We start from the raw sequence: 23,589 nt of genomic DNA on the forward strand, positions 1-23,589 counted from the left end.
CCGTCCATGAACACGTCTCAAAAGCGCGGCACATTCGGGGCGGGCTCCGCGATGTTCCTCGTCGGCACGCTCGCCGCCGTCTCGGCGACCGTCTCCGGCTATCCCGTGTTCGGCGGGCAGGCGGTCCGGTACGCGGTCGCCGCGCTGATCCTGCTCGCCGTGGCCCGCTTCGCCGGCGGGCCGGCGCGGCGGCCGTCCGTCCGGGACTGGGTCCTGCTGGCGGCCCTCGCGGCGACGGGCCTGGTCGCGTTCAACGTCTGCGTCGTGGCGGCCACCGAGCACACCGGCCCGGCCACGATCGGCACGGTGATCGGGACGGTCCCGATCGTGCTGGCGCTGGTCGGGCCGCTGCTGGAGGGACGCCGGCCGGCCCCGGGGATCGTCGTGGCCGCGTGCGTCGTGGCGGCGGGCGCGGCCCTCGCGAACGGGCTCGGCGGCGGCAGCGCCCGCGGCCTGCTCCTGTCGCTCGGCGCGCTCGCCGGAGAGGTGTGCTTCTCGCTGCTGGCCGTCCCGCTGCTGCCGCGCCTCGGCCCGCTGCGGGTGTCGGCCTACTCCGCCGCGCTGGCCGCCCCGATGCTGCTGGCGGCCGGCCTGGTCGCGGACGGGGCGGCGGTCCTGCGCGTCCCGACCGGCGGCGAGCTCGCGGGCTTGGCCTACCTGTCGGTCGTCGTCACCACGGTCGCGTTCCTGCTCTGGTACGACGCGATCGGACGCCTCGGCGCCGACCGCGCCGGGCTGTTCGGGGGGCTCGTCCCGGTCAGCGCGGTGGTCACGACGGCCGCGCTCGGCATCGACCGGCCGGGCGCCGCCGAGGTGGCGGGGGCGGCGCTGGTCGCGGCGGGCGCCGTTCTCGGCCTGCGCGCCCGGGTCGCCCCCCGCGAACCCGCGCTCCCCGAGCCCGTAACCTGTGAGGCGGCCCCCATCGGAATCGCGCGAGGATCTGCCTGAGATGCCTGAGTTCTCCTACACCGACCTGCTGCCGCTCGGCCCGGACGAGACCGACTACCGCCTGCTGACCTCCGACGGCGTGTCCACGTTCGAGGCGAACGGGCGGACGTTCCTGCAGGTCGAGCCGGAGGCCCTGCGGCTGCTCACCGAGACCGCGATGCGCGACATCGCGCACCTGCTGCGTCCCGCGCACCTGGCGCAGCTCCGCCGGATCCTGGACGACCCCGAGGCGTCCCCGAACGACCGGTTCGTCGCGCTGGACCTGCTGAAGAACGCGGGCATCGCGTCCGGCGGCGTCCTGCCCATGTGCCAGGACACCGGTACCGCGATCGTGATGGGCAAGCGCGGCCAGCACGTCCTGACCGACGGGAAGGACGAGGAGCACATCTCGCGCGGCGTGTACGACGCGTACACGAGGCTGAACCTGCGCTACTCGCAGATGGCGCCGATCACGATGTGGGACGAGAAGAACACCGGCAGCAACCTGCCCGCGCAGATCGAGCTCTACGCGGCTCCAGGGGACGCCTACAAGTTCCTGTTCATGGCCAAGGGCGGCGGCAGCGCCAACAAGTCGTTCCTCTACCAGGAGACCAAGGCCGTCCTGAACCCCAAGCGGATGATGTCCTTCCTGGAGGAGAAGATCCGCTCGCTCGGCACCGCCGCGTGCCCGCCCTACCACCTGGCGATCGTGGTGGGCGGGACGTCCGCCGAGTACGCGCTGAAGACCGCGAAGTACGCCTCGGCCCACTACCTGGACACGATGCCGTCCGAGGGCTCGCCGCTCGGGCACGGCTTCCGCGATCTGGAGCTGGAGCTCCAGGTGTTCGAGCTGACGCAGAGGCTCGGCATCGGCGCCCAGTTCGGCGGCAAGTACTTCTGCCACGACGTGCGGGTGATCCGGCTGCCCCGGCACGGCGCGTCCTGCCCGGTGGCGATCGCGGTGTCGTGCAGCGCCGACCGCCAGGCCGTCGCCAAGATCACCGCGGAGGGCGTGTTCCTGGAGCGGCTGGAGACCGACCCCGCCCAGTACCTGCCGGACACGACGGACGAGCACTTGGACGACCAGGTGGTCAGCATCGGGGCGGGCGGGGGGAATGCGATCAGCATCGACCTGAACCGGCCGATGGCGGAGATCCGCGCCGAGCTGACCAAGTACCCGGTGAAGACGCGGCTGTCGCTGACCGGCCCGCTCGTCGTGGCCCGCGACATCGCGCACGCCAAGATCCAGGAGCGGCTGGACGCGGGCGAGCCGATGCCGCAGTACCTGCGCGACCACGCCGTCTACTACGCGGGCCCGGCCAAGACGCCGGAGGGCTACGCGTCCGGCTCGTTCGGCCCGACCACGGCCGGCCGCATGGACTCCTACGTCGAGCGGTTCCAGGCCGCCGGCGGCTCGCTGGTCATGCTCGCCAAGGGCAACCGCTCGAAGCAGGTCACCGACGCCTGCAAGGAGCACGGCGGGTTCTACCTCGGCTCGATCGGCGGCCCGGCCGCCCGCCTCGCCCAGGACTGCATCAAGAAGGTCGAGGTGCTGGAATATCCGGAACTCGGCATGGAGGCCGTCTGGAAGATCGAGGTGGAGGACTTCCCGGCGTTCATCGTGGTGGACGACAAGGGCGAGGACTTCTTCGCCGACACCACCGGACCCGTCCTGAACATCGGCAGGCGCTGACTTCCGGCGGCCCCGGACGGCCCCGGCGGCGGGCCGTCTAAGGCCCGTCTAAGGCCCGTCCGGGGCCCGTTCGCGAAGTTTCTCGTCAGTAGGTCACAGTATTGAGCCAAAAATCTAGTTCCTACTGAGGTCTCCCCGATGACCGCCTGGCCACTCCGGTATCTTTTCCGCCATGTCACAGTCAGAGCGCCTCGTTCTAGCGACGCGCTACCGGCTGGTCTCGGAAATAGGTCAGGGCGCCAACGGCATCGTCTGGAGAGGGCATGACGAGCTCCTCGATCGCGCCGTGGCGATCAAGGAGCTGCGGCTCCCCGAGGACCTCTCCGAGGACGACCGGGTGGTCTTCTACCGCCGTACCCTGCGGGAGGCACGCGCGCCGGCGCAGCTGCGCACGCACTCCATCGTCGAGGTGTACGACGTCGTCATCGAACAGGGCCGTCCCTGGATCGTGATGGAGATGATCGAGGCGCCCAGCCTCGAACAGCTCATCGAACGTTCGGGCCCGCTGCCGCCCGATCGCGTCGCCCACATCGGCCGCGCGCTGCTGGACGCGCTCAACACCGCGCACAAGGCCGGGATCGTGCACCGCGACCTCAAGCCCAGCAACGTGCTGCTGGACGGCGACAGGGTCGTGCTGACCGACTTCGGGCTCGCGTTCTCCTCGGGGTCGGCGAGCCTGACGAAGACGGGCCACTTCATGGGCTCGCCCGCGTACGTGGCGCCCGAGGTCGCCGCCGGGGAGAAGGCCACGCCCCGGTCCGACCTGTGGTCCCTCGGCGCGACGCTGTACGCCGCGCTGGAGGGCCGTCCGCCGTTCGAGCGCGAGAACGTGATGGCGACGCTGTCCGCGCTGGCGAACGAGTCGGCTCCGTCGCCGCAGAACGCGGGCGCGCTCGCGCCCGTCATCACCGGGCTGCTGGAGAAGAACCCGACCCGCCGGCTCAGCCACGCGCGCGCGGTCGACCGGCTCGAACGGGCCCTCACCGGGCCGCGGTCCGGCCGGCGCCCGCCGACGCCCCGGTACCGGGTGATGGCCGTGATCGCGCTCATCGGCGCGACCGTCGCCTCCTGCGGGATCGGCGCGACCGCCCTCATCGTCGGCATGATGCGGGAGAGCCCCGGCCCCTCCCCCACCGGCGGCGCCACGGCGTCCGGCCCGGCGGGCGCCACCCAGGCCGCCGCGCCGCCCGGCGTCGCGAGCAGCACGCTGGTCGTGCGGGCCCGCACCGGCACGTGCAAGATCTTCGTCTCCATCCCGGGGGACTCGATCACCGTTCTCACCGACGAGTCGCTCCAACCGGGCGACCTGCGGCAGTACGACCAGCCCCGGCTCAACGCGGTGGTCTACGACGCGTCCGCCTGCGACGTCTGGGTGAACGGCGAGCAGCAGCCGGCGGGCAAGCCGGACGAGCGCAAGAACTACACGATCAACAAGGAGTGAGAAGGCCCACCCCGGGGAATGCGGGAGCCACCTGACGGGCTGCCATGAAGGACGGCCGATGATCCGACGGGGAGGCTTCCATGTCCGAGCAGGGGTTCCGGGTCGAGCGCGACTCCATGGGCGACGTGCGGGTCCCGGCGCCCGCCAAGTGGCGGGCGCAGACCCAGCGCGCGGTGGAGAACTTCCCGATCTCCGGCCGGACGCTGGAGGCGGCGCACATCGCGGCGCTCGGCCAGATCAAGGCCGCGGCGGCGGTGGTGAACGCCGAGCTCGGGGTGCTCCCCGAGGACGTCGCCGGCGCGATCGCCGAGGCCGCCCGGGAGGTCGCGGACGGCCGGTGGAACGACGAGTTCCCGATCGACGTGTTCCAGACCGGGTCCGGGACGTCGTCCAACATGAACGCCAACGAGGTCGTGGCGACGCTGGCGCAGGAGCGGCTCGGCCGGCCCGTCCACCCGAACGACCATGTGAACGCCTCCCAGTCGTCCAATGACGTGTTCCCGTCGTCCATCCACATCGCGGCGACCGGGGCCGTCCTGAACGACCTGATCCCCGCGCTGCGCCATCTGGAGGCGGCGCTCGCGCGCAAGGCCGGCGAGTTCCGGACGGTGGTGAAGTCGGGCCGCACGCACCTGATGGACGCGACGCCGGTGACCCTCGGGCAGGAGTTCGGCGGGTACGCGGCGCAGGTGCGCCGCGGCGTGGAGCGGCTGGAGGCGGTCCTGCCGCGGCTCGCGGAACTGCCGCTCGGCGGGACCGCGGTCGGCACCGGCATCAACACGCCGGAGGGGTTCGGCGGCCGGGTCGTCGCGGAGATCGCGCGGGTCACCGGGCTGCCGCTGACCGAGGCGCGCGACCACTTCGAGGCGCAGGGCGCGCGGGACGGCCTGGTCGAGGCGAGCGGCGCGCTGCGCACCGTCGCGGTGAGCCTCAACAAGATCGCCAACGATCTGCGCTGGATGGGCTCGGGCCCGCGCGCCGGCCTCGCCGAGATCCGGCTGCCCGACCTGCAGCCCGGCTCGTCGATCATGCCGGGGAAGGTGAACCCGGTGCTCCCGGAGGCGGTCGTCCAGGTCGCCGCGCAGGTCATCGGGAACGACGCGGCGGTGGCGTTCGGCGGCGCGTCCGGGAACTTCGAGCTGAACGTGATGATGCCGATGCTGGCCCGCAACGTGCTGGAGTCGATCACCCTGCTGGCGAACGTGTCGCGGCTGTTCGCCGACCGCTGCGTGGACGGGATCGAGGCCGACGAGGCCAGGATGCGCGAGTACGCAGAGTCGTCGCCGTCGATCGTGACGCCGCTGAACCGCTACATCGGCTACGAGGAGGCGGCCGAGGTCGCCAAGCAGGCGCTCAGGGAGCGCAGGACGATCCGGGAGGTCGTGCTCGAACGCGGCTACGTGGACGACGGCAGGCTGACCGCCGAGCAGCTCGACCGGGCGCTCGACGTGCTCGGAATGACCGGCTCGTCCGGGAGGTGACGGCCGTGCGCGTCCCAGCGGCCGCGCTGGGCGCCGGGACGCGCCGGACCGGGGTCAGTACCAGCCCACCGACTGGAAGTGCGACCAGCCGCCGCAGGGCGTCTTGTAGCGGTCCTTGATGTAGCCGAGCCCCCACTTGATCTGGGTGGTGGCGTTGTTCTGCCAGTCGGGGCCGGCGCTCGCCATCTTGGAGCCGGGCAGGGCCTGCGGGATGCCGTAGGCGCCCGAGGACGGGTTGGCGGCGTGGGTGTTCCAGCCGCTCTCCCTGTCCCACAGGTTCACCAGGCAGCCGAACTGGCCGTCGCCGGTGAACCCGAAGCTCGGCATGAGCTTCTTGGCGATCTCCTGCGCCTCGCCCTTCGGCACCGGGTCGCCGACCGGGGCGCCGCCGCCGCTGCCGCCGCTGCCGGTGTCCTTCTTCTTCTCCGGCGTCTTGGTCGGGATCGGCGTGCCCTTGGGCTGCAGGGACGGGCCCTTGCCGGCGTCCTGGCGCGTCGCGCGGGAGGCGCGTTCCAGGGCGAGATCGCGCCGCTGCTGCTCCAGGGCCTTCGGGTCGACCTTGGGCGCGACGATCGCCAGCTGCTTGTCCGGCTTGACGGTCGCGCCGGCGTCGTCGCCGGAACCGCCGGTCAGCGCGAACGCGGCGACCGCGCCGCCGCCGAGGACGACGACCGCGCCGCCGGCGATCGCGGCGATCCGCATGCCGTTGCGCTCGGCCCTGCGCTTGCGGGCGCCGCCCGCGCGGCGTCCGGCCGGACGCGGCCCGCGCCGGTCCGACGCGATCTCGTCGTGCGGCCCCGCGGCCGGGGCGTGCCCCGGCTCGGACGGCATCTCCTGGAAGCCGAGGGTGTCACCGGCGGGGGCGCCGAACTGGGCGCGGTCGGTGCCGGCGACCCGCACGTCGTCCTCATGTACCGCCTGCTGAGGCGCCCGGGGGGCCGGTTCGAAGGCCGCCATCGCGTCCACGGTGGGGGACGGTGGGTCGAAGTTCTGTCGATCGTCTCGCCTAGGGGACCCGTGATGGTCTCCGTACAAGGCGGTCCTTCCGACGGTCGCACGCGCATGGACACGCGCCCGAGCTGTTTCCACCCCCGGACCGGCGGGCCGCCGGGGTCGCGCGGCTCCGGGCCCGGTCCGGCGCCGTCCGGTGCGCGTCTTCGGGGGCCGCGCTCCGGTCTGGCACCGCTCGGGGGTGCTTACGAGGAGACACAATGCCGGAATCCGCGGGCTTCTCCGCAACCGAAACGAGACAAATGGAGCTGGTGGGATGGTTGTCAACTCCCCGGCCGGACCCCCGAAACCGCCGGTCGGCCTGGGAATCCTCCCCACCGGACGGGCAAAAGTGACCTTAATCACAAATCTACGATCCGGGGTTTGGTGATCACATTCCGTAGGGGCGTGGCCGGGTGCCGCCGGACACGGAGACCCCGGCGGCCCGAGCCGGGCCCGCCGGGGTCTCGACGCGTCTCCGCCCCTCCTACACGCCCACGTCGCCGAGCATGTCGGTGACCAGTTCGGCGATCGGCGAGCGCTCCGACCGGGTCAGCGTCACGTGCGCGAACAGCGGGTGGCCCTTCAAACGTTCCACCACGGCCGCGACACCGTCGTGCCGTCCCACCCGGAGATTGTCGCGCTGCGCCACGTCATGGGTCAGGACGACCCGCGAACCGGCGCCGATCCGCGACAGGACGGTCAGCAGTACGCCGCGCTCCAGCGACTGCGCCTCGTCCACGATGACGAACGCGTCGTGCAGCGAGCGGCCCCGGATGTGCGTCAGCGGCAGCACCTCCAGCATGCCGCGGTCGAGGACCTCCTCGATGACCTCGGGCGTCGTGACCGCCGACAGCGTGTCGTAGACCGCCTGGGCCCACGGCGACATCTTCTCGTTCTCCGAGCCGGGCAGGTAGCCGAGCTCCTGGCCGCCGACCGCGTACAGCGGCCGGAACACCACGACCTTGCGGTGCCGGCGCCGCTCCATGACGGCCTCCAGCCCCGCGCACAGCGCCAGCGCCGACTTGCCCGTGCCGGCCCGCCCGCCGAGCGAGACGATGCCGACGTCCTCGTCCATCAGCAGGTCGAGCGCGATCCGCTGCTCCGCGGACCGGCCGCGCAGCCCGAACACCTCCCGGTCGCCGCGCACCAGCCGCACGGACTTGTCCGGCAGCGTCCGGCCGAGCGCGGAGCCGCGCTCCGACAGCAGCCGCAGCCCCGTGTGGCAGGGCAGCTCCCTGGCCTCCTCCAGGTCGGCGCCGCCGGAGTCGTAGAGCTCCTCGACGTCCCCGGCGGGCACCTCCAGCTCGCGCATCCCGGTCCAGCCGGACTCCACGACCGCGAGTTCCGCCCGGTACTCCTCGGCGGCGAGCCCGACCGCGGACGCCTTCACCCGCATCGGCAGGTCCTTGGAGACGAGCACGACGTCCCGTCCCTCGCGGGCGAGCCAGCCGGCGACCGACAGGATGCGGGTGTCGTTGTCGCCGAGCCGGAAGCCGTCCGGCAGCACGCTCGGGTCGGAGTGGTTCAGCTCGACGCGCAGCGTGCCGCCCTGGTCGCCGTTCGGCCCCTCGACGGACACGGCCTCGTCCAGCCGCCCGTGCCGCAGCCGCAGGTCGTCGAGCGTGCGCAACGCCTGCCGGGCGAAGTACCCGAGTTCGGGGTGGTGACGCTTGGCCTCCAGCTCGGAGATGACGACGATGGGGAGTACGACCTCGTGCTCGGCGAACCGGGTCAGCGCCCCGGGGTCGGCGAGCAGGACGCTGGTGTCGAGGACGTACGTGCGCCGGTCTGATGCGCCGCGAGGGGACGACCCCCCGGGCGTTCCAGCGGTGTTCCCGGACGTGCCGGGACGGCGCGCGGAGGATGTGGCCACTCGATCTCCCTGGGATAGGGGAACCTACCGGTGGCGCGCAGGTCCGCCGCGGGGGCGGTGGTCCGCTGGGGACGGTCAGGAACCGTAGCGCCGGTGCCGCGCGGCGTAGGAGCGGATCGCCCGGAGGAAGTCGACCTTGCGGAAGTCCGGCCAGTGGACCTCGCAGAAGTAGAACTCCGAGTGGGCGCTCTGCCAGAGCATGAAGCCGGAGAGACGCTGCTCCCCCGAGGTGCGGATGACCAGGTCCGGGTCCGGCTGGCCGCGCGTGTAGAGATGCTCGGCGATGTGCTCCACGTCGAGGGACTCGGCGAGTTCCTCGATGCTGGTGCCACGGCTCGCCTGCTCGATGAGCAGCGAGCGCACCGCATCAGCGATCTCACGCCTACCTCCGTACCCAACCGCGACGTTCACAATCAGGCCGGGAGCGCCGGATGTGGCCTCACCCGCGTCTTTCAGGACACGTGCGGTCTTATCGGGCAGGAGGTCGAGGGCGCCGACGGGCTTGACGCACCAGCCGTCGGCGGCGAGCTTGCCGACGGTGTTCTCGATGATCTCCAGCAGCGGCGCCAGCTCGGCGGCGGGACGGTTCAGGTTGTCGGTGGACAGCAGCCACAGCGTGACGACCTCGACCCCGGCCTCCGCGCTCCACTGCAGCAGCTCGGAGATCTTCTGCGCGCCGCGCTGGTGCCCGGTGTTGACGTCGGCCAGCCCCATCGATCTGGCCCAGCGCCGGTTGCCGTCGAGTATCACGCCGACGTGCCGGGGGGTGACGTCGGTCGGCAGGTCGGCCTCGACCCGGCGCTCGTACATCCGGTAGACGACGTCGCGGACGGCCGCGTACGGACCGCTGCGGCGGATGGCCGAGGTCAGCCGCCCGCCCTCGGCGGGACGGCGGCGCGCGCCCTCGCTCCGCCCGCCGCGCGGAAGCGCGATGCGCGGCCTTCCCGTACGCCGATCCCCCATGTGGGCTTCCCTTCGAGCGACCCGTCCCTGCCGGGAGGACGCTCAATTATGGCCCGGCGGCGACACTTCTCCCGCCGGTTCCGATGAAGCCAGGGTAGTTCGGAGGCGCCGCGAAACGGGCCGCCGGCCTCCTCGCGCAGGTCGGCGGCGGGGGGCGGTCACCCGGGGGCGCGCGCCGGGCGGTTCAGGCCTTCGGGCCGGCGGCGCGGGCGCGCTCGACGTGCTGCAGCGCGGTGCGCAACTCCGACAGCCACTCGTCGGTGTTCTTGCCGACGAGGCGGACGCACCAGGCGAGGGCGTCGCTGCGGCTGCGCGCGACGCCGGCGTCCACGAGCGTGTCCAGGACGCGCCGCTCCGGCTGCCGCAGCCGGGTCATGACCGGCACCGACAGGTGGGTGAACATCTCGCGCACGCCGTCGCAGTCGACGCCCCAGGAGACCTTGTGGCCGAAGCGCTGCTCGGCCTCGCGCGCGATCCCGACGCGCCGCTCGCGGGTCTCCTCGCGGAAACGCTGGACGTGCCCGGCGATCACCCCGGCCCGTTCCGCGCCCGAGACCGCCTCGGCGGCCGCGGGCAGGGGCAGCCGTCCGATGACGCTGGCCTCCTCGCGGTCGAGGACGACCTCGGGGGCGCCCTCGAACCACCCGTCCGGAAGCCGCCCCGAGAACCAGCCGCGCAGCTCCTCCGCCGCTTCAGTACTCATGTAATCAAAATTACAGCGTTCCCCTGCAAGGGCGCCAGCCCGGAGGAGAGTCATCGACGGGAAGACGGGCTACGAGGAACTCCCCGACCTCATCGACCACGACCTGGAGTTCCTCGCCCGCGGCTGCCGGCTGTGGGTCAGCCGATGGCGCCGGCGACCTTGGCGGCGGTCTTGGGGCTCACCCGGACGGCGCCGCGCATGTTGCGGGTGTAGACGTTCTGGATCTGCACGACGGTGCCGCGGCGCGGCGCCGCGATCATCTTGCCCTTGCCGAGGTAGAGGGCGATGTGCGAGATGTAGCCGGGGGCGGTCGGGTCGTTCGCCCAGATCAGCATGTCGCCCGGCTCGGCCTTGCTGTAGGGGATCACCCAGCCGGCGCGGGCCTGGTCGGCGGCGACGCGCGGCAGCCTGATGCCGGCCTTGGCGAACGCGAACTGCATCAGGCCGGAGCAGTCGTAGCCGCCCTCGGCCTCGGACTCGCCGCCCCAGACGTAGGGCCAGCCGAGCCGCGTGTAGGCCGCCTGGATCACCGTCCGCACCTGCTGGGCCGTCATGACCTGGCCGTTGGAGGTGGGGGCGTCCGCCCCGGCCTTCGGGAAGTCGATCTCCGGGTTGACCGTGACGGCCCTGGCCTGCTTGGGCAGGACCTTGCGCAGCTTCTTGATGAACGTCTTCGGCGGGGTCTTCGGGACACTGATCAGCATCGCGTTGCCGTTCGGCATCCCGAGGGCCTGCGCGGTGGCGTGCGAGATGACCGCGTCGACGTCGCTGACGCCCATCGTCGCGTAGGCGCCGACGCGCAACTGCGACTGGCGGTACCTGCCACCGACGGAGATCTGGCTGCCGAGCTCGACGCCGCCGTCACTGCCCATCGTGAAGGAGATCGCGACGTCGCCGGACGCCACGTTGCGCCACAGCGCGTCCGACTTGGCGGTCGGCTTAGGCGTGTAGTTGCGGAACGTGGACGGGTTCACGCCCATCAGCCCGACCCGCTTGCCGGCGACCATGCCCTGCACGGCGTCCACGACCTCGACGCCCTGCACGCCCTTGGCGCCGCGGACCTTCTGGACGACGTCGGCGGGCAGCGTCGACGGGGCGGCCACCAGCACGTGCGGGGTGAGCCGCCTGCCGAGCGGCGCGACCGCCGTGGGCGACAGGCTGGTGCTGCCGGACGCGGCCACGTAGCGGGCGCTCTTGTCGGCCTGCCGGGTGTCCGCGGGGGTGTCGTCGTGGGCGATGAGAACGGCCACGTTGGCGGCGAGGGTCGTCAGCACCGAAACGCCGATGATCGTCGGTAGGATCCGGCGGTTCGGCTTTCCCACTGCCACACTCCTCGAAAGGTCGCCCTGCGCCCTGACCGTCCTCGGGGACGACTATGACCCAGGTGGCGGGTCATCGTCCAGATACCCGGCGCACCGACCGGCAGCCCCGCCCCCGATACCGCATCGGGTCAGTTCGCTCCCGGCTACTCTTTGGTAACACCAAGCGAGAACGAGATCAAGGTCACGTTGCCACAAAGTGGACCGTCAGTCCAATTGCCCACGTAGTTCGCGGGTCAGCTCGGCCCCCGTCGTCACCGGCAGCCGGCACACGAACCCCCGGCACACGTACGCGGCGGGCACCCCGTCCACCAGGCCCCGTCCCTCCAGCAGCGGCACGCCCTCCGCGTCCGGCGGGCCGACGCTCACCACCGCGCCGGGCGCGACCGCCATGAGGGCCGTCCCGTGCAGCGCCCGCGTGCGCTCGTCGTCCGGGTCGCCGATCACCGCGATCTCCACCGGGCCGGTCGCGTGCGCCTCCGCCACGGCCAGCCCCCAGCCCGCGAACCGGGCGTGCTTCTCGGCGAGCGTCCCGACCGGGGCCAGCGCCGCCTCGGCCGCCTGCCGGTGCCAGTCCGAACCGGTGAGCGCGGCGAACGACAGCAGCGCCCCCGCAGCCGCGAACTGCCCGGACGGCGTCGCGCTGTCGGTCGGATCCTGCGGGCGCCGGAAGAGCCGCTCGGCGTCGTCGGCGGTGTCGTAGAAGCCGCCGTGGCCGTCGGCGAACCGTTCGAGGACGGTGTTCAGCAACTCGCCGGCAAGCCGCAGGTGGTGCGGGTCCCCGGTGACGCCGTGCAGGGCGATCAGGCCCTCGGCCACGTCGGCGTAGTCCTCCAGGACACCGGAGTTGGCGCCCGCCGTCCCGTCCTTGGACGTGCGCGTCAGCCGCCCGTCGCGCTCGTGCACGTCCATCAGCAGCCGCGCCACCTCCTCGGCCGCACGCACGAGATCGGGACGGTCGAACAGCGCGCCGCACTCCGCCAGCGCCGCGATGGCGAGCCCGTTCCACGCGGCCACGACCTTGTCGTCCCGCGCCGGAGGAACCCTGTGCGCGCGCGCCGACAGCAGGGCCGTCCGCACACGCTCGTAACGCCCGACGTGCTCCGGGTCGGCGAGCAATTGCAGGACGGACGTCCCGTGCTCGAACGTCCCCGTCACCTCGAACACGTCCTCCGCGAACGCGCCGTCCTCCTCGCCGAGCACCTCCCGGAGCTGGGCCGGCGTCCACGCGTAGTACTTGCCCTCGACGCCCTCGCTGTCGGCGTCCAGCGCCGACGCGAGCCCGCCCTCGTTCGTCCGCAGATCGCGCAGCATCCAGTCGCACGTCTCCAGCGCGACCCGCCGCGCGAACGGCGACCCGGTGAGCCGCCACCAGTGCGCGTAGACCCGCGCCAGCAGCGCGTTGTCGTACAGCATCTTCTCGAAGTGGGGGACGACCCACTGCGCGTCCACCGAGTACCGCGCGAACCCGCCGCCGAGCTGGTCGTACATCCCGCCCCGGGCCATCGCCTCCAGGGTGTGCGAGGCCATCGCGAGCGACTTGTCGTCCCCCGTCCGGGCGTGGTGCCGCAGCAGGAACTCGAGCGCCATCGACGGCGGGAACTTGGGCGCGCCCCCGAACCCGCCGCGCACCGCGTCGTACGATCCGGCGAGCACCTTCACCGCGTGCGCGAGGACCTCTTCGCCGGGCACCTCCGTGCCGGCCAGGCCCGTCCCCCGCGAGCTGAGCGCCGCGACGACCTCCTGCCCCTGCCCGACCACGTCGGCGCGCTGCTCCGTCCACGCCTTGCGCACGGCCTGCAGCAGCGCCTGGAACTGGGCGCGCGGGAAGTACGTCCCGCAGTAGAACGGATGCCCGTCCGGGGTCATGAACACCGTCATCGGCCACCCGCCCTGGCCCGTCATGGCCTGGGTCGCCTCCATGTAGACGGCGTCGATGTCCGGCCGCTCTTCCCGGTCCACCTTGATGTTCACGAACAGCTCGTTCATGACCCGCGCGGTCTCGCCGTCCTCGAAGGACTGGTGGGCCATGACATGGCACCAGTGACAAGCGGCATATCCGACAGATAGGAGAATGGGGACATCGCGCCGCCGCGCCTCGGCGAACGCTTCGTCGCTCCACTCCCACCAGTCCACCGGGTTGCCGGCGTGCTGGAGCAGGTACGGGCTTGTCGCGTCCTTGAGCCGGTTCATGCCTTCGATCCTGCCCGATCGGGCCGCGGCTTCACCCCCGGGCGTCGAGGTCGGCGAGGGCGGACTCGATGGCGCGGTGGAAGGTGGGGTAGGCGTAGATCATTTCGCGGAGGACGGCGGTGGGGGTCTCGGTGTGCACGGCGACGGCGAGGAAGCCGAGGATCTCGCCGCCGGCCGGGCCGACCGCGGTGGCGCCGACCAGGGTGCCCCACTCGGTACTCTCGACGAGCTTGACGAAGCCGTCGTTGCCGGCCTTGTGGATCCAGCCGCGGGTCGAATCGGGGATCCTCGCCATGCCGGTCCGGACGGGGAGGTTCTGCTCGCGGGCCTGGGCCTCGGTGAGGCCGACCGAGGCGATCTCGGGGTCGGTGAAGGTGACGCGGGGGACGGCGCGGTAGGCGGCGGGCGAGCCCTCCTCGCCGAGGATGTCGCGGACGGCGATGCCCGCCTGGTACATGGAGACGTGCGTGAACGCGCCCATGCCGGTGATGTCGCCGATCGCCCACACTCCGTCCGCCGCGCGCATGTGGCCGTCCACGGGGATGTGGCGGGCCCGCTCCTCCAGGCCGACGTGCTCCAGGCCGAGGCCCCGCAGGTTGGGCCGGCGGCCGGTCGCGACGAGAAGGCGCTCGGCGCTCAGAGCCTCGTCCCCGAGGCGCATGGTGAACTCGTCGCCGTCGTGGCTGACGGCGGTGACGTTCACACCGGTGCGGACGCCGATGCCCTCGCGTTCGAAGACGTCCCGGATCAGGGCGCTCGACTCCGGTTCCTCGTTGAGGAGGAGGCGGTCGGCCGCCTCCACGATGGTGACGCGGGTGCCGAAGCGGGAGAAGACCTGCGTCATCTCCGCGCCGACGACACCGCCGCCGAGGACGATGAGCGACGTCGGGGCCTCGGTGGCCTGCACGGCCTCCCGGTTCGTCCAGAACGGCGTGTCCGCGAGGCCGTCGATGGGCGGCGCGGTGGGCGCCGTGCCGGTGTTGAGGACGATGCCGCGGCGGGCCTGGAAGACCTGGCCGTCGACCGTCACCTCGTTCGGTCCGGTGATGCGCCCCTCACCGCGCACGAGCCTCGCGCCCTTGCCGGTGAGCCGGTCGGCGGCCACCTTGTCGTCCCACGAGTCGGTGGCCTCGTCCCGGATGCGGGCCGCGACGGGCGCCCAGTCGGGACGGACGGTCGCCGACCCCGCCATCCCGGGGACGCGGCGGCCCTCTTCGAGCAGCCCGGCGGCGCGCACCATCATCTTGGTGGGGACGCACGCGTAGTACGGGCACTCGCCGCCGACCAGCCGTGACTCGATGGCGACGACGGAGAGGCCCGCCTCCGCCAGCCTCCCCGCAGCGTCCTCGCCCCCGGGCCCCAGACCGATCACCACGACATCGACTTCGTCAGACATGACGTTGATCCTGCCCATGTTCCCGTCCGGTATGACGGCGCGGCGGCATCGAGATCACATCGAGGTCGTGGACGAGAGTGATGTCGCCGCCGAACCCGGCGGACGCCTCGTCCACGAAGCGGTGCTCGTCTTCGGCGGGGTACCGCTCGGAGAAGTGGGTGAGGACGAGGTGCCGGACGCCCGCCTCCGCCGCGACCGCACCCGCCTGCGCGGCCGTCAGGTGGCCGTACTCGGCGGCCAGTCCGGCGTCCTCGTGCAGGAACGTCGACTCGATGACGAGCATGTCGACCCCGTCGGCCAGCTCGCGGACGCCGTCGCAGAGCCGGGTGTCCATGACGAACGCGACCTTCTGCCCCGGACGGGGCACGCTGCACTCGTCGAGGGCGACCGTCCGTCCGTCCGGCGCGGTGACCCGGCCCTCCTCCTGGAGCCGCCGGATCAGCGGCCCCCGGATGCCGCGCGCGGCGAGTTCGGCGGGCAGCATGGTGCGGCCGTCCGGCTCCTCCAGCCGGTACCCGTACGCCTCGACCGGATGCGACAGCCGCCGCGCGACCAGCGTGAACGGCGCGTCGCCGGTGTCGAGCGGCATCCGCTCGCCGGACACGGGCCGCTCGCGGATCACGTCGGTGTCCCGGAAGACGGCCGCGTGCCGCAGCCGCTCCCAGTACCGCGCCCCGCTCGCCGGGAACGCCGCGCCGACCGGGTGCCGGGCGCCGTCGCGGGCGATGCGCTGGACGACGCCGGGCACGCCGAGGCAGTGGTCGCCGTGGAAGTGCGTCACGCAGATCCAGGTCACGTCGCCGGCGGAGACTCCGGCGCGCGACATCTGCCGCTGCGTCCCCTCGCCCGGGTCGAACAGCACGCCGTGGCCGTCCCAGCGCAGCAGATAGCCGTTGTGGTTGCGGGCCTTGGTGGGCACGGCGCTGGCGGAACCGAGGACGATCAGATCGCGAACCGACATCCCCCCATGGTGCCGGGCGGGGGCACGGGCAAGCGCTTGGTTATTCTGTGCGCGATACAGACGAGCCAGGGAGGCCCCGTTGGCCGGGAGCAAGCGCGACAAGATCAAGATGACACCGGAGGAGGTGGCGTCCTACCTCGCGGACAACTTCAAGGTCCAGGTCGCGACCGTCGGCAGGGACGGCGAGCCGCACCTCGTCACGATGTTCTACACGCTGCTCGACGGCAAGATCGCCTTCACCACGTACAAGGCGTCGCAGAAGGTGCTGAACCTGCGCCGCAACCCGACCATGACCTGCCTCGTCGAGGACGGCGACGAGTACAACGACCTGCGCGGCGTCGCCCTCTACGGGCGCGGCCTCGTCATCGAGGACCCCGGGCCGCGCAGCAAGGTCGGCATGGTCGTCGGCTCCCGGATGGCGGGGCTGCCCGTCCCCGAGATCGGCGAGCCGGTCGACCCGGTCATCGCCGAGGGCATCGAGCAGGCGCTGGCCAAGCGCGTCCTCATCGTCATGGACCCCGACCGCGTCGTCAGCTGGGACCACCGCAAGGCCTAGCCACGCGGCCGGCCCGGTTCGTCCCCCTCGGCGAGTTCGGTCGCGCGGACGAGGGCAGCGGTCTCGGCGGCGTGGTCCGCGCGCTGGCCGGCGGCGTCCGCGATGTGGACGAACAGGGCCGCCTGCTCGTCGGGCGTGCCGTGCCTGCGCAGGATCTCCAGGGCCTGGCCGAAGAAGTTGGTGGCCGCGACCGGGCGGCGGGCGCGCAGGTACGCCTCGCCGAGGGTCGTCAGGGCGCCGGCGCGGCCTCGGTCGTCGGGCTCGGGGAGGGCGGCGAACTCGTCCGGCAGCGGGCCGAGCAGCGCGATCGCGCGGTCCAGGGCGTCCGTCCTGATCAGGGCGCGGGCGAGCTCGTGGCGGGACACCAGGATCGCGTGCGGGTCGCCCTCCGCCTCGGCCCGGTCGAGGCGTTCGCGCAGCACGTCGACCGCCTCCGACCAGCGCTCGCGGTCCAGGAAGGCGCGGCCCCGGGATTCGTCCCCGGCGGAGGAGAAGTCGAGGACGTGGTCGAGGAGGCGGCGGGCCGCGGCGTTCCGGTCGGCCTCGCTCTCGTCGTGCCAGGCCCGCTCGCGCGCGAGATCACGGACCGGACCGGCCAGCCGGAACCGGCCGCCGGACGCGGTGACGAGCCCGTGCGCGGCCAGCGTCTCCAGCAGCTCGCGGGCCTCGGTCTCCGGAACGCCGGCGAGCGCGGCGGCCGCCGCGGGCTCGATCTCCTCGCCGGGTGGCAGGCTCAGCAGCCTGAGCAGCCGGGCCGCCGCCGGAGCGAGCTCGCGGTAGGCGTCCTCGAAGTTCGCGCGCACGACGTGGGTCCTCCCCGGGCGGGCCCGGATCGAACCGGACGATCCGCCGTCAGGCGCCGGTCAGGCACCGTAAGGCACGTCGGCCTCGCCCTCAGGCACCGTCGGCGGACTTCTTCGCCGAGGCGGCGCTCTTGGCCGCCTGGGCGCGTTCCCACTCCTGCTGCTTCAGATCCTCCTCGCTGGGCGCCTGGATCTTCTTCATCTGCCGGCCCATCGAGCGGATCAGGATGACCGTCGCGACGACGAGGGCGAGGAACACCGCGAAGCCGAGCAGGCCGGGACTGACCGTGTCATCGTTCAGCGGCATGGCGTAGAGGGGCGGCATCACAGACACACCTTCTCCCGGATGCCGGCGAACAGGTCGTCCTCCGGCACCTCGGTGTCGACGAGGGACCTGGCCAAATGGTAGTCCTCGGTCGGCCATGCCTCGCGCTGGATGTCGAGCGGGACGACGAACCAGGGCCCGTTGGGGTCGATCTGGGTGGCGTGGGCGAGGAGGGCGCGGTCCCTGGTCTCGAAGTGGTCGGCGCACGGGACGCGCGTGGTCACGTCCCACTTCGCGCGCCGCTCGCTCTCCTCCTCGAAGCGCTTCATCCAGTCGGTGTAGGGCGACTCCAGGCCGGCGTCCTCCATCGCCGTGTGGAGGGCGCTGATGCGGTCCTTGCTGAAGCTCATGTGGTAGTAGAGCTTGAGCGGCTGCCAGGGCTCGCCCGCACCGGGGTAGCGCTCCGGGTCGCCCGCGGCCTCGAACGCCTCCACCGACACCTCGTGGCACTTCACGTGGTCGGGGTGGGGGTAGCCGCCCTTCTCGTCGTAGGTGAGCATCACGTGCGGGCGGAAGTCGCGGACGGCGCGCACCAGCGGCTCGGAGGCGGTCTCCACCGGTTCCAGCGCGAAGCACCCCTCCGGCAGCGGCGGCAGCGGGTCGCCCTCGGGGAAGCCGGAGTCGACGAAGCCGAGCCAGTGCTGCCGGACGCCGAGGATCTCGCGGGCCCGCGCCATCTCCGCCTCGCGGACCTTGCCGATGTCGGCCTTGATCTCCGGCCGGTCCATCGCCGGGTTCAGGATGTCGCCGCGCTCCCCGCCGGTGCACGTGACGACGAGCACCTCGACGCCGTCCGCGACGTACCTCGCCATCGTGGCCGCGCCCTTGCTGGACTCGTCGTCGGGGTGGGCGTGCACCGCCATGAGCCGCAGCGGCTCGGCGCCGCCGCCGCACGGCCGCTCCAGCGTCGTACCGTCGATGACCTCGGACACGGATCTTCCTCTCGGGACTCTCGTGGCGCCCCCCGGTTCGAGGCATGCGCCGGCACAGACGAGAATTGTCCCTGACAACGTCCGCACACCGCACGGAGATTCCCCGCCATGACGACGAGCGTGTCGAAGACAGCGGCGCCCGCCGAGCCCCGGCGCGGCCGGCTCGGGATGGTGCTCGCCGGAACGCTGGCGGCGCTGATGGCGCTCGGCATCGGGGTGCTCGCCGCGCACACGGGGCAGACTCCGGGCATCGTGCCGCAGACCGTCTCCTACGACATCACCGACGGCTCAGTGGTGATCAACTACACGGTGGCCAAGGGGTCCGGGGACGAGGTCCGCTGCACGGTGGACGCCTACGACACCGGCTTCGCCATCCTGGCGCAGAAGGAGGTCTCGGCGCCGGCCGGGAAGTCCGGCGTCAAGGGGACCGAGACGCTGACGACGCCGCGGCGGGCCACCGGAGCCCGGATCCGCGACTGCCACAAGGTGTGAGACGGCCCGATAAGCCCAGATACGCCCGGTGAACGACGAACCACGATTGGCGGATTGCGGACGCCGAGTTCAGGGAACCTTTACCCGCACACACCGGATAGGCTAGAGGTTTCACCCGGCCGCACTCATGTCGATGTGACACCCACCCGCGTGGGCGGGTGAGGATCGCACCATGGTGGATGAGGAGTACCCGTGACCGAGACCCGCGCTGACAACGTCACCTGGCTCACCCAGGAGGCGTACGACCGGCTCAAGGCTGAGCTGGACCACCTGTCGGGCCCGGGCCGCATCGAGATCGCTCAGAAGATCGAGGCGGCGCGGGAGGAGGGCGACCTGCGCGAGAACGGCGGCTACCACGCGGCCAAGGAGGAACAGGGCAAGATCGAGGGGCGCATCCTGCAGCTCCAGGGCATCCTGGAGAACGCGCGCGTCGGCGAGGCTCCGCGGACCGAGGGCATCGTCGGCCCCGGCATGACCGTCACGGTCTCCTTCGAGGGCGACGACGAGGAGGTCACCTTCCTGCTCGCCTCCCGCGAGGAGGTCGGGGCCCCCATCGACGTCTACTCGCCCAAGTCCCCCCTCGGCGCCGCCATCGACGGCAAGAAGGTCGGCGAGAAGGCCACCTACAACCTCCCGAACGGCCGCTCCATGACCGTGGAGATCCTCGACGCCACGCCGTACGGGGGCGCCTGACCGTCCCCGAGCCGGCGCCGTCCGCGCCCTCCGGCTCACCCGAGCCGGAGCGGCGCCGCCCCGGCGCACCGGCCCCGGCGCACTCGCTCTGCCACACCGGCTCTGCCACGGCTCAGCCGGTGGCGGCGGCGCGCACCAGGGGGAGGGTGCGGTAGGGGATCTGCGTGGCCAGGGAGATCACCGTGGACGCGCGCTCCACGCCCGCCACGTCCACGATCACGTCGATGACGCGCTGCAGGTCGGTGTTGCTGCGGGCGACGACGCGGCACAGCATGTCGCCGGGCCCGGTGATGGTGTGCGCCTCGATCACCTCCGGGACCTGCGCGAGCCGGGCGGCGACCGGGTCGTGCCCGCCCGCCTGGCGCAGCTGGAGCGTGACGAACGCGGTCACGCCGTAGCCGAGCGCCACCGCGTCGATCTCCGGGCCGTAGCCGGCGACGACGCCGTCGCGGGCCAGCCGGTCGAGCCGCGCCTGGACGGTGCCGCGCGCGACGCCGAGCCGGCGGGACGCCTCCAGGACGCCGACGCGCGGTTCGGCGGCGAACATCTCGATCAGCCGCGCGTCCAGGTCGTCGATCGCCACGGCGCCTCCCGTGTTCCTGGTCACGATGTACAGGGATACCGGTCGGTACCGGGGTTCACTGTACAGATTGCCCAGCGATCCAACTCACCCTTGCGCACCTTGTAGCCGCATGTCGAGATTGGACGGCATGGATGAGTTTCCGGTCAGGGGTATGGACGCCGTCGTCTTCGCCGTCGGCAACGCCAAACAGGCCGCCCACTACTACTCGACCGCGTTCGGGATGCGCAGGGTCGCCTACCGGGGCCCGGAGAACGGCAGCCCCGACGAGGCGGTGCACGTGCTGGAGTCGGGCGGAGCCCGGTTCGTGTTCCGCGGCCCGGTGAAGGCGGGCACCGACCTCGGCCGGCACATCGCCGAGCACGGCGACGGGGTCGTCGACCTCGCGATCGAGGTCCCGGACGTGGAGCACGCCTACCGGCACGCGCTCGCGAACGGCGCCGAGGGCCTGGAGGAGCCGCACGTCCTGGAGGACGAGCACGGCAAGGTGACCGTCGCGGCGATCGCCGCCTACGGCGAGACGCGGCACTCGCTGGTCGACCGCTCCAACTACACGGGCCCCTACCTGCCCGGGTTCGCGGCCGCGGACCCGATCGTCCAGCCGCGGGAAGAGCCGTCCCCGGGGGAGACAGGGCGTCGCTCCCACGGGCGGTACTTCCAGGCGATCGACCACTGCGTCGGCAACGTCGAGCGCATGGACGAGTGGGCGGACTTCTACCACCGGGTCATGGGCTTCACCGACATGGCGGAGTTCGTCGGCGACGACATCGCGACCGAGTACTCGGCGCTGATGTCCAAGGTCGTCGCGGACGGCACCCGCAAGGTGAAGTTCCCGCTGAACGAGCCGGCGGAGAGCAGGCGCAAGTCGCAGATCGACGAGTACCTGGAGTTCTACGGCGGGCCGGGCGTGCAGCACATCGCCCTCGCCACGAACGACATCCTCGCGTCGGTCGACCGGATGCGGGCCGCCGGCGTGGAGTTCCTGGAGAGCCCCGACTCCTACTACGAGGACGCCGAGCTGCGCGAGCGCATCGGCGAGGTGCGGGTGCCGATCGAGGAGCTGCGCAAGCGCCGCATCCTGGTCGACCGGGACGAGGACGGCTACCTGCTGCAGATCTTCACCAAGCCCGTCCAGGACCGTCCGACCGTGTTCTTCGAGCTGATCGAGCGGCACGGCTCGCTGGGCTTCGGCAAGGGCAACTTCAAGGCCCTGTTCGAGGCGATCGAGCGGGAGCAGGAGCGCCGCGGCAACCTGTGACGCCGACCAGGGTACCGGGGAGCCCGGCCCCGGACGCGGATCCCGCGTCCGGGGCCGGGCTCCCCGGTACCCTGGTCGTGGCCGGTAGCGGGCACACTGTGGGGGCATGAGCGAACCGCCGCAGAACCCCCGGCCCCCGGACGGCGGGTGGAAGGCCCCCGATCCCGAGGCCGCGGGCCAGGAACCCCCCGCACAGGACGCCTCCGCTCCGGAGGCGCCCGCCGAGGCGCCCGCTGCCGAGGCGCCCGCCCCGCCCGACCGTCCGCCGCCGTACCAGGGCACCTACGGCGCCCAGCCCGGCCCGACGCCTCCTCCCCCGGCGGCCGGATACGGCCAGCCCGGCCCCCAGCAGCCCGGCCCCCAGCAGCCCGGCCCCCAGCAGCCCGGATACGGTCCGCCGCTTCCGCAGGCGCCTCCCCTGCCCGGCTACGGCGCCCCCGGCGGCCCGCAGGACGTGCTGGCCGGACGCCTCGCCCGCCTCGGCGCCGGCATCCTGGACAGCGTCCTCCTCAGCATCGTGGCCGTCCCGGCGGCGCTGTTGGCGATCCGCTGGGACAAGATGGAGGAGTCCATCTCGTCCGGCGAGCCGATCACCGACCCGATGGACCTGTACAACATCCCGGTGCTGCTGGGCGGGTACCTGGTCGTCTTCGTGCTGGGCTTCGCCTACTTCACCGTCTCGCACGCCAAGTGGGGCCAGACGCTCGGCAAGAAGGCGTTCAACATCCGGGTGGTGAAGGCGGCCGACTGGTCGGCGGTGACGTGGGGGCAGTCCGCCGTCAGGGAGGCGATCGTCTACGCCATCACCATCGTGACCGTCCTGCTCAACTTCCTCGCCGCCGGAGGCGCCCTGCTCGGGATCGTCGGCCTGCTCGACAACGCCTGGATCCTGTGGGACGAGCGGCGCCAGGCGCTGCACGACAAGGCCGCCGGCACGGTGGTGATGAAGGCGACCCCGTGGACGCCGAACCCGTACGCGCGGCCCCCCGGCTCCGGCCAGGCGGGCGACCCCGGCAAGATTTGATCGATCAGGGGCGAATATTTCGGGACGCTCCCGGACGCGGCGATGTTTCGACGGCGATGGCATGGCCACGCTGACGACATGACGCAACCGCCGCGAGACCCCGCGTCCGGGGGAGGGCCGGAAGACGACCGTCCGCAAGGACCCGAGGAGCCCGGACGGCCGGGGCCCTACGAAGGGCGGCCCTACGGGGGCCGGCCGCGATACGGCGAGCAGCCCCAGGGCGAACAGCCCTCCGGCGGTCAGCAACCCTACGGAGGCCAGCAACCCTACGGAGGGCAGCAGCCGTCTGGCGAGCAGCAGCCGTACGGAGGCCAGCAGCCCTACGGCGAGCAGCAGCCCTACGGGGGCCAACAGCCGTACGGGGGCCAACAGCCGTATGGCGAGCACCCCCATGGCGGCCAGCAGCCCTATGGAGCCCAGCACGGGTATGGAGGCGTGCCCGGGTACGGCGGGGCGGGTTACGGCGCCCCCTCCGGCGAGCTGGCGGGACGGTGGGCGCGCCTGGCCGCCGGGATCTTCGACCTCATCGTCATCGGGATCGTGGCCGGCCTCATCTCGATCCCGTTCATCCACTGGGACCGCGTCTTCAACCCGGAGCCCGGCACGTCGATGTACAACGGCGCCCAGGTCGGGACGAACGCCATCAGCATCGTCGTCGCGCTCCTCTACTTCTGGCTCATGCACGCCAAATGGGGGCAGACGCTCGGCAAGATGCTGCTGCGGATCCGCGTCGTCCGGGACGACAACGGGCAGGCGATCACCTACGGGCAGGCGCTGGGACGTTCGGCCTTCTACAGCGTGCTGGGCGGCATCTGCGGCTGCATCGGACTCATCGACATCTCGTGGATCCTGTTCGATTCCCGCAAGCAGGCCATCCACTGCAAGGTGGCGCACACCGTCGTCGTCAAGGCCGGACCACATCACCCCAACCCGTACGACTTCCGCTGAACAAGGCCGTCTGTGGGCATCCGAGTTGCCCGGCA

General features: G+C 72.2%; 22 protein-coding genes. 10 read left to right on the plus strand and 12 right to left on the minus strand.

Translation table 11 applies throughout. The features are described 5' to 3' along the window. Nucleotides 1-6 precede the first annotated feature (6 nt). The 4 genes from SM418_RS02520 (at nucleotide 7) to SM418_RS02535 (ending at nucleotide 5,542) form a co-directional block, all read left to right on the plus strand. Nucleotides 7-948, plus strand: a complete 942-nt coding sequence (locus SM418_RS02520) for a DMT family transporter (RefSeq protein WP_371938519.1) — start codon at nucleotides 7-9, stop codon at nucleotides 946-948. A gap of 1 nt (nucleotide 949) precedes the next feature. After that, nucleotides 950-2,620 carry a fumarate hydratase gene (locus SM418_RS02525; protein WP_371938518.1) on the plus strand — a complete coding sequence of 557 codons (1,671 nt, stop codon included), beginning with the start codon at nucleotides 950-952 and terminating at the stop codon, nucleotides 2,618-2,620. Between the two features lie 172 nt (nucleotides 2,621-2,792). After that, nucleotides 2,793-4,061: a serine/threonine-protein kinase gene (locus SM418_RS02530; RefSeq protein WP_371938517.1), complete on the plus strand. Its 1,269-nt coding sequence runs from the start codon at nucleotides 2,793-2,795 to the stop codon at nucleotides 4,059-4,061. 80 nt (nucleotides 4,062-4,141) lie between these two features. Then, nucleotides 4,142-5,542, plus strand: a complete 1,401-nt coding sequence (locus SM418_RS02535) for a class II fumarate hydratase (protein ID WP_371938516.1) — start codon at nucleotides 4,142-4,144, stop codon at nucleotides 5,540-5,542. A 54-nt stretch (nucleotides 5,543-5,596) separates the two neighbouring features. Here the strand turns inward: SM418_RS02535 and SM418_RS02540 are convergent, their stop codons facing one another. From SM418_RS02540 to SM418_RS02575, 8 genes are all read right to left on the minus strand, one after another. Next, nucleotides 5,597-6,499, minus strand: coding sequence for an aggregation-promoting factor C-terminal-like domain-containing protein (locus tag SM418_RS02540; protein WP_371938515.1), 903 nt, complete (start codon nucleotides 6,497-6,499; stop codon nucleotides 5,597-5,599). A gap of 520 nt (nucleotides 6,500-7,019) precedes the next feature. Further along, a complete protein-coding gene (phoH2, locus tag SM418_RS02545) occupies nucleotides 7,020-8,408 on the minus strand; it encodes an RNA 5'-3' helicase PhoH2 (protein WP_371938514.1) in 1,389 nt (462 codons plus the stop codon). Between the two features lie 75 nt (nucleotides 8,409-8,483). Beyond that, a complete protein-coding gene (locus SM418_RS02550; RefSeq protein WP_371938513.1) occupies nucleotides 8,484-9,371 on the minus strand; it encodes an isoprenyl transferase in 888 nt (295 codons plus the stop codon). 184 nt (nucleotides 9,372-9,555) lie between these two features. Beyond that, complete coding sequence (gene abmR / locus SM418_RS02555) at nucleotides 9,556-10,074, minus strand: ATP-binding transcription factor AbmR (RefSeq protein ID WP_371938512.1); 519 nt, start codon at nucleotides 10,072-10,074, stop codon at nucleotides 9,556-9,558. A 137-nt stretch (nucleotides 10,075-10,211) separates the two neighbouring features. Continuing rightward, nucleotides 10,212-11,396 carry a C40 family peptidase gene (locus tag SM418_RS02560; RefSeq protein ID WP_371938511.1) on the minus strand — a complete coding sequence of 395 codons (1,185 nt, stop codon included), beginning with the start codon at nucleotides 11,394-11,396 and terminating at the stop codon, nucleotides 10,212-10,214. A 204-nt stretch (nucleotides 11,397-11,600) separates the two neighbouring features. After that, the gene (locus tag SM418_RS02565) at nucleotides 11,601-13,586 is read right to left on the minus strand and encodes a thioredoxin domain-containing protein (protein ID WP_371938510.1); all 1,986 of its coding nucleotides are present in this window, start codon (nucleotides 13,584-13,586) and stop codon (nucleotides 11,601-11,603) included. A gap of 31 nt (nucleotides 13,587-13,617) precedes the next feature. Further along, entirely contained in the window at nucleotides 13,618-14,982 is a 1,365-nt protein-coding gene (locus tag SM418_RS02570; protein ID WP_371938509.1) for a dihydrolipoyl dehydrogenase family protein, read from the minus strand. After that, nucleotides 14,975-15,943 carry a ribonuclease Z gene (locus SM418_RS02575; RefSeq protein WP_371938508.1) on the minus strand — a complete coding sequence of 323 codons (969 nt, stop codon included), beginning with the start codon at nucleotides 15,941-15,943 and terminating at the stop codon, nucleotides 14,975-14,977. The genes SM418_RS02570 and SM418_RS02575 overlap by 8 nt, the downstream gene beginning before the upstream one ends. A gap of 79 nt (nucleotides 15,944-16,022) precedes the next feature. Between SM418_RS02575 and SM418_RS02580 the strand changes: the two genes are divergently transcribed. Continuing rightward, the gene (locus SM418_RS02580) at nucleotides 16,023-16,499 is read left to right on the plus strand and encodes a pyridoxamine 5'-phosphate oxidase family protein (RefSeq protein ID WP_371938507.1); all 477 of its coding nucleotides are present in this window, start codon (nucleotides 16,023-16,025) and stop codon (nucleotides 16,497-16,499) included. Here the strand turns inward: SM418_RS02580 and SM418_RS02585 are convergent. The 3 genes from SM418_RS02585 to mca all read right to left on the minus strand — a co-directional run bounded on the left by SM418_RS02585 (nucleotide 16,496) and on the right by mca (nucleotide 18,490). Beyond that, nucleotides 16,496-17,302 carry a tetratricopeptide repeat protein gene (locus SM418_RS02585; RefSeq protein WP_371938506.1) on the minus strand — a complete coding sequence of 269 codons (807 nt, stop codon included), beginning with the start codon at nucleotides 17,300-17,302 and terminating at the stop codon, nucleotides 16,496-16,498. The two genes, SM418_RS02580 and SM418_RS02585, sit on opposite strands and share 4 nt — an antisense overlap. Nucleotides 17,303-17,393: 91 nt before the next feature. Next, complete coding sequence (locus SM418_RS02590) at nucleotides 17,394-17,627, minus strand: hypothetical protein (protein ID WP_371938505.1); 234 nt, start codon at nucleotides 17,625-17,627, stop codon at nucleotides 17,394-17,396. Next, the gene (gene mca / locus SM418_RS02595; RefSeq protein WP_371939005.1) at nucleotides 17,627-18,490 is read right to left on the minus strand and encodes a mycothiol conjugate amidase Mca; all 864 of its coding nucleotides are present in this window, start codon (nucleotides 18,488-18,490) and stop codon (nucleotides 17,627-17,629) included. Before mca ends, SM418_RS02590 begins: the two co-directional genes overlap by 1 nt. Nucleotides 18,491-18,667: 177 nt before the next feature. Here mca and SM418_RS02600 point away from each other — a divergent pair, with 177 nt between their 5' ends. Together SM418_RS02600 and greA are read left to right on the plus strand one after the other, a co-directional pair. After that, nucleotides 18,668-19,051 carry a DUF4307 domain-containing protein gene (locus SM418_RS02600; RefSeq protein ID WP_371938504.1) on the plus strand — a complete coding sequence of 128 codons (384 nt, stop codon included), beginning with the start codon at nucleotides 18,668-18,670 and terminating at the stop codon, nucleotides 19,049-19,051. A gap of 192 nt (nucleotides 19,052-19,243) precedes the next feature. Continuing rightward, a complete protein-coding gene (gene greA / locus SM418_RS02605; protein ID WP_371938503.1) occupies nucleotides 19,244-19,744 on the plus strand; it encodes a transcription elongation factor GreA in 501 nt (166 codons plus the stop codon). 112 nt (nucleotides 19,745-19,856) lie between these two features. On the opposite strand, the gene SM418_RS02610 is transcribed toward greA, so the two are convergent. Beyond that, nucleotides 19,857-20,351, minus strand: a complete 495-nt coding sequence (locus SM418_RS02610) for an Lrp/AsnC family transcriptional regulator (RefSeq protein WP_371938502.1) — start codon at nucleotides 20,349-20,351, stop codon at nucleotides 19,857-19,859. A 103-nt stretch (nucleotides 20,352-20,454) separates the two neighbouring features. Here SM418_RS02610 and hppD point away from each other — a divergent pair, with 103 nt between their 5' ends. From hppD to SM418_RS02625, 3 genes are all read left to right on the plus strand, one after another. Next, nucleotides 20,455-21,582: a 4-hydroxyphenylpyruvate dioxygenase gene (hppD, locus tag SM418_RS02615; protein WP_371938501.1), complete on the plus strand. Its 1,128-nt coding sequence runs from the start codon at nucleotides 20,455-20,457 to the stop codon at nucleotides 21,580-21,582. A gap of 106 nt (nucleotides 21,583-21,688) precedes the next feature. Next, on the plus strand, nucleotides 21,689-22,606 hold the full coding sequence (locus SM418_RS02620; RefSeq protein WP_371938500.1) for an RDD family protein: 918 nt from the start codon (nucleotides 21,689-21,691) through the stop codon (nucleotides 22,604-22,606). 435 nt (nucleotides 22,607-23,041) lie between these two features. Next, nucleotides 23,042-23,554 carry an RDD family protein gene (locus SM418_RS02625; protein WP_371938499.1) on the plus strand — a complete coding sequence of 171 codons (513 nt, stop codon included), beginning with the start codon at nucleotides 23,042-23,044 and terminating at the stop codon, nucleotides 23,552-23,554. The last annotated feature ends 35 nt before the right edge of the window (nucleotides 23,555-23,589 follow it).

It is taken from the genome of Actinomadura chokoriensis, from assembly GCF_041463665.1.
In the GTDB taxonomy this organism is placed as follows: domain Bacteria; phylum Actinomycetota; class Actinomycetes; order Streptosporangiales; family Streptosporangiaceae; genus Spirillospora; species Spirillospora chokoriensis_A.

Excerpts from the sequence above, each read along its gene's own strand:
- abmR (WP_371938512.1), bottom strand. The coding sequence starts at position 10,074 with ATGAGTACTGAAGCGGCGGAGGAGCTGCGCGGCTGGTTCTCGGGGCGG.
- SM418_RS02565 (WP_371938510.1), bottom strand. The coding sequence starts at position 13,586 with ATGAACCGGCTCAAGGACGCGACAAGCCCGTACCTGCTCCAGCACGCC.
- SM418_RS02535 (WP_371938516.1), top strand. The coding sequence starts at position 4,142 with ATGTCCGAGCAGGGGTTCCGGGTCGAGCGCGACTCCATGGGCGACGTG.
- SM418_RS02570 (WP_371938509.1), bottom strand. The coding sequence starts at position 14,982 with ATGTCTGACGAAGTCGATGTCGTGGTGATCGGTCTGGGGCCCGGGGGC.
- hppD (WP_371938501.1), top strand. The coding sequence starts at position 20,455 with ATGGATGAGTTTCCGGTCAGGGGTATGGACGCCGTCGTCTTCGCCGTC.
- SM418_RS02540 (WP_371938515.1), bottom strand. The coding sequence starts at position 6,499 with ATGGCGGCCTTCGAACCGGCCCCCCGGGCGCCTCAGCAGGCGGTACAT.
- SM418_RS02590 (WP_371938505.1), bottom strand. The coding sequence starts at position 17,627 with ATGCCGCCCCTCTACGCCATGCCGCTGAACGATGACACGGTCAGTCCC.
- SM418_RS02520 (WP_371938519.1), top strand. The coding sequence starts at position 7 with ATGAACACGTCTCAAAAGCGCGGCACATTCGGGGCGGGCTCCGCGATG.
- SM418_RS02530 (WP_371938517.1), top strand. The coding sequence starts at position 2,793 with ATGTCACAGTCAGAGCGCCTCGTTCTAGCGACGCGCTACCGGCTGGTC.
- SM418_RS02620 (WP_371938500.1), top strand. The coding sequence starts at position 21,689 with ATGAGCGAACCGCCGCAGAACCCCCGGCCCCCGGACGGCGGGTGGAAG.
- SM418_RS02550 (WP_371938513.1), bottom strand. The coding sequence starts at position 9,371 with ATGGGGGATCGGCGTACGGGAAGGCCGCGCATCGCGCTTCCGCGCGGC.
- SM418_RS02525 (WP_371938518.1), top strand. The coding sequence starts at position 950 with ATGCCTGAGTTCTCCTACACCGACCTGCTGCCGCTCGGCCCGGACGAG.
- SM418_RS02575 (WP_371938508.1), bottom strand. The coding sequence starts at position 15,943 with ATGTCGGTTCGCGATCTGATCGTCCTCGGTTCCGCCAGCGCCGTGCCC.
- SM418_RS02600 (WP_371938504.1), top strand. The coding sequence starts at position 18,668 with ATGACGACGAGCGTGTCGAAGACAGCGGCGCCCGCCGAGCCCCGGCGC.
- mca (WP_371939005.1), bottom strand. The coding sequence starts at position 18,490 with ATGGCGGTGCACGCCCACCCCGACGACGAGTCCAGCAAGGGCGCGGCC.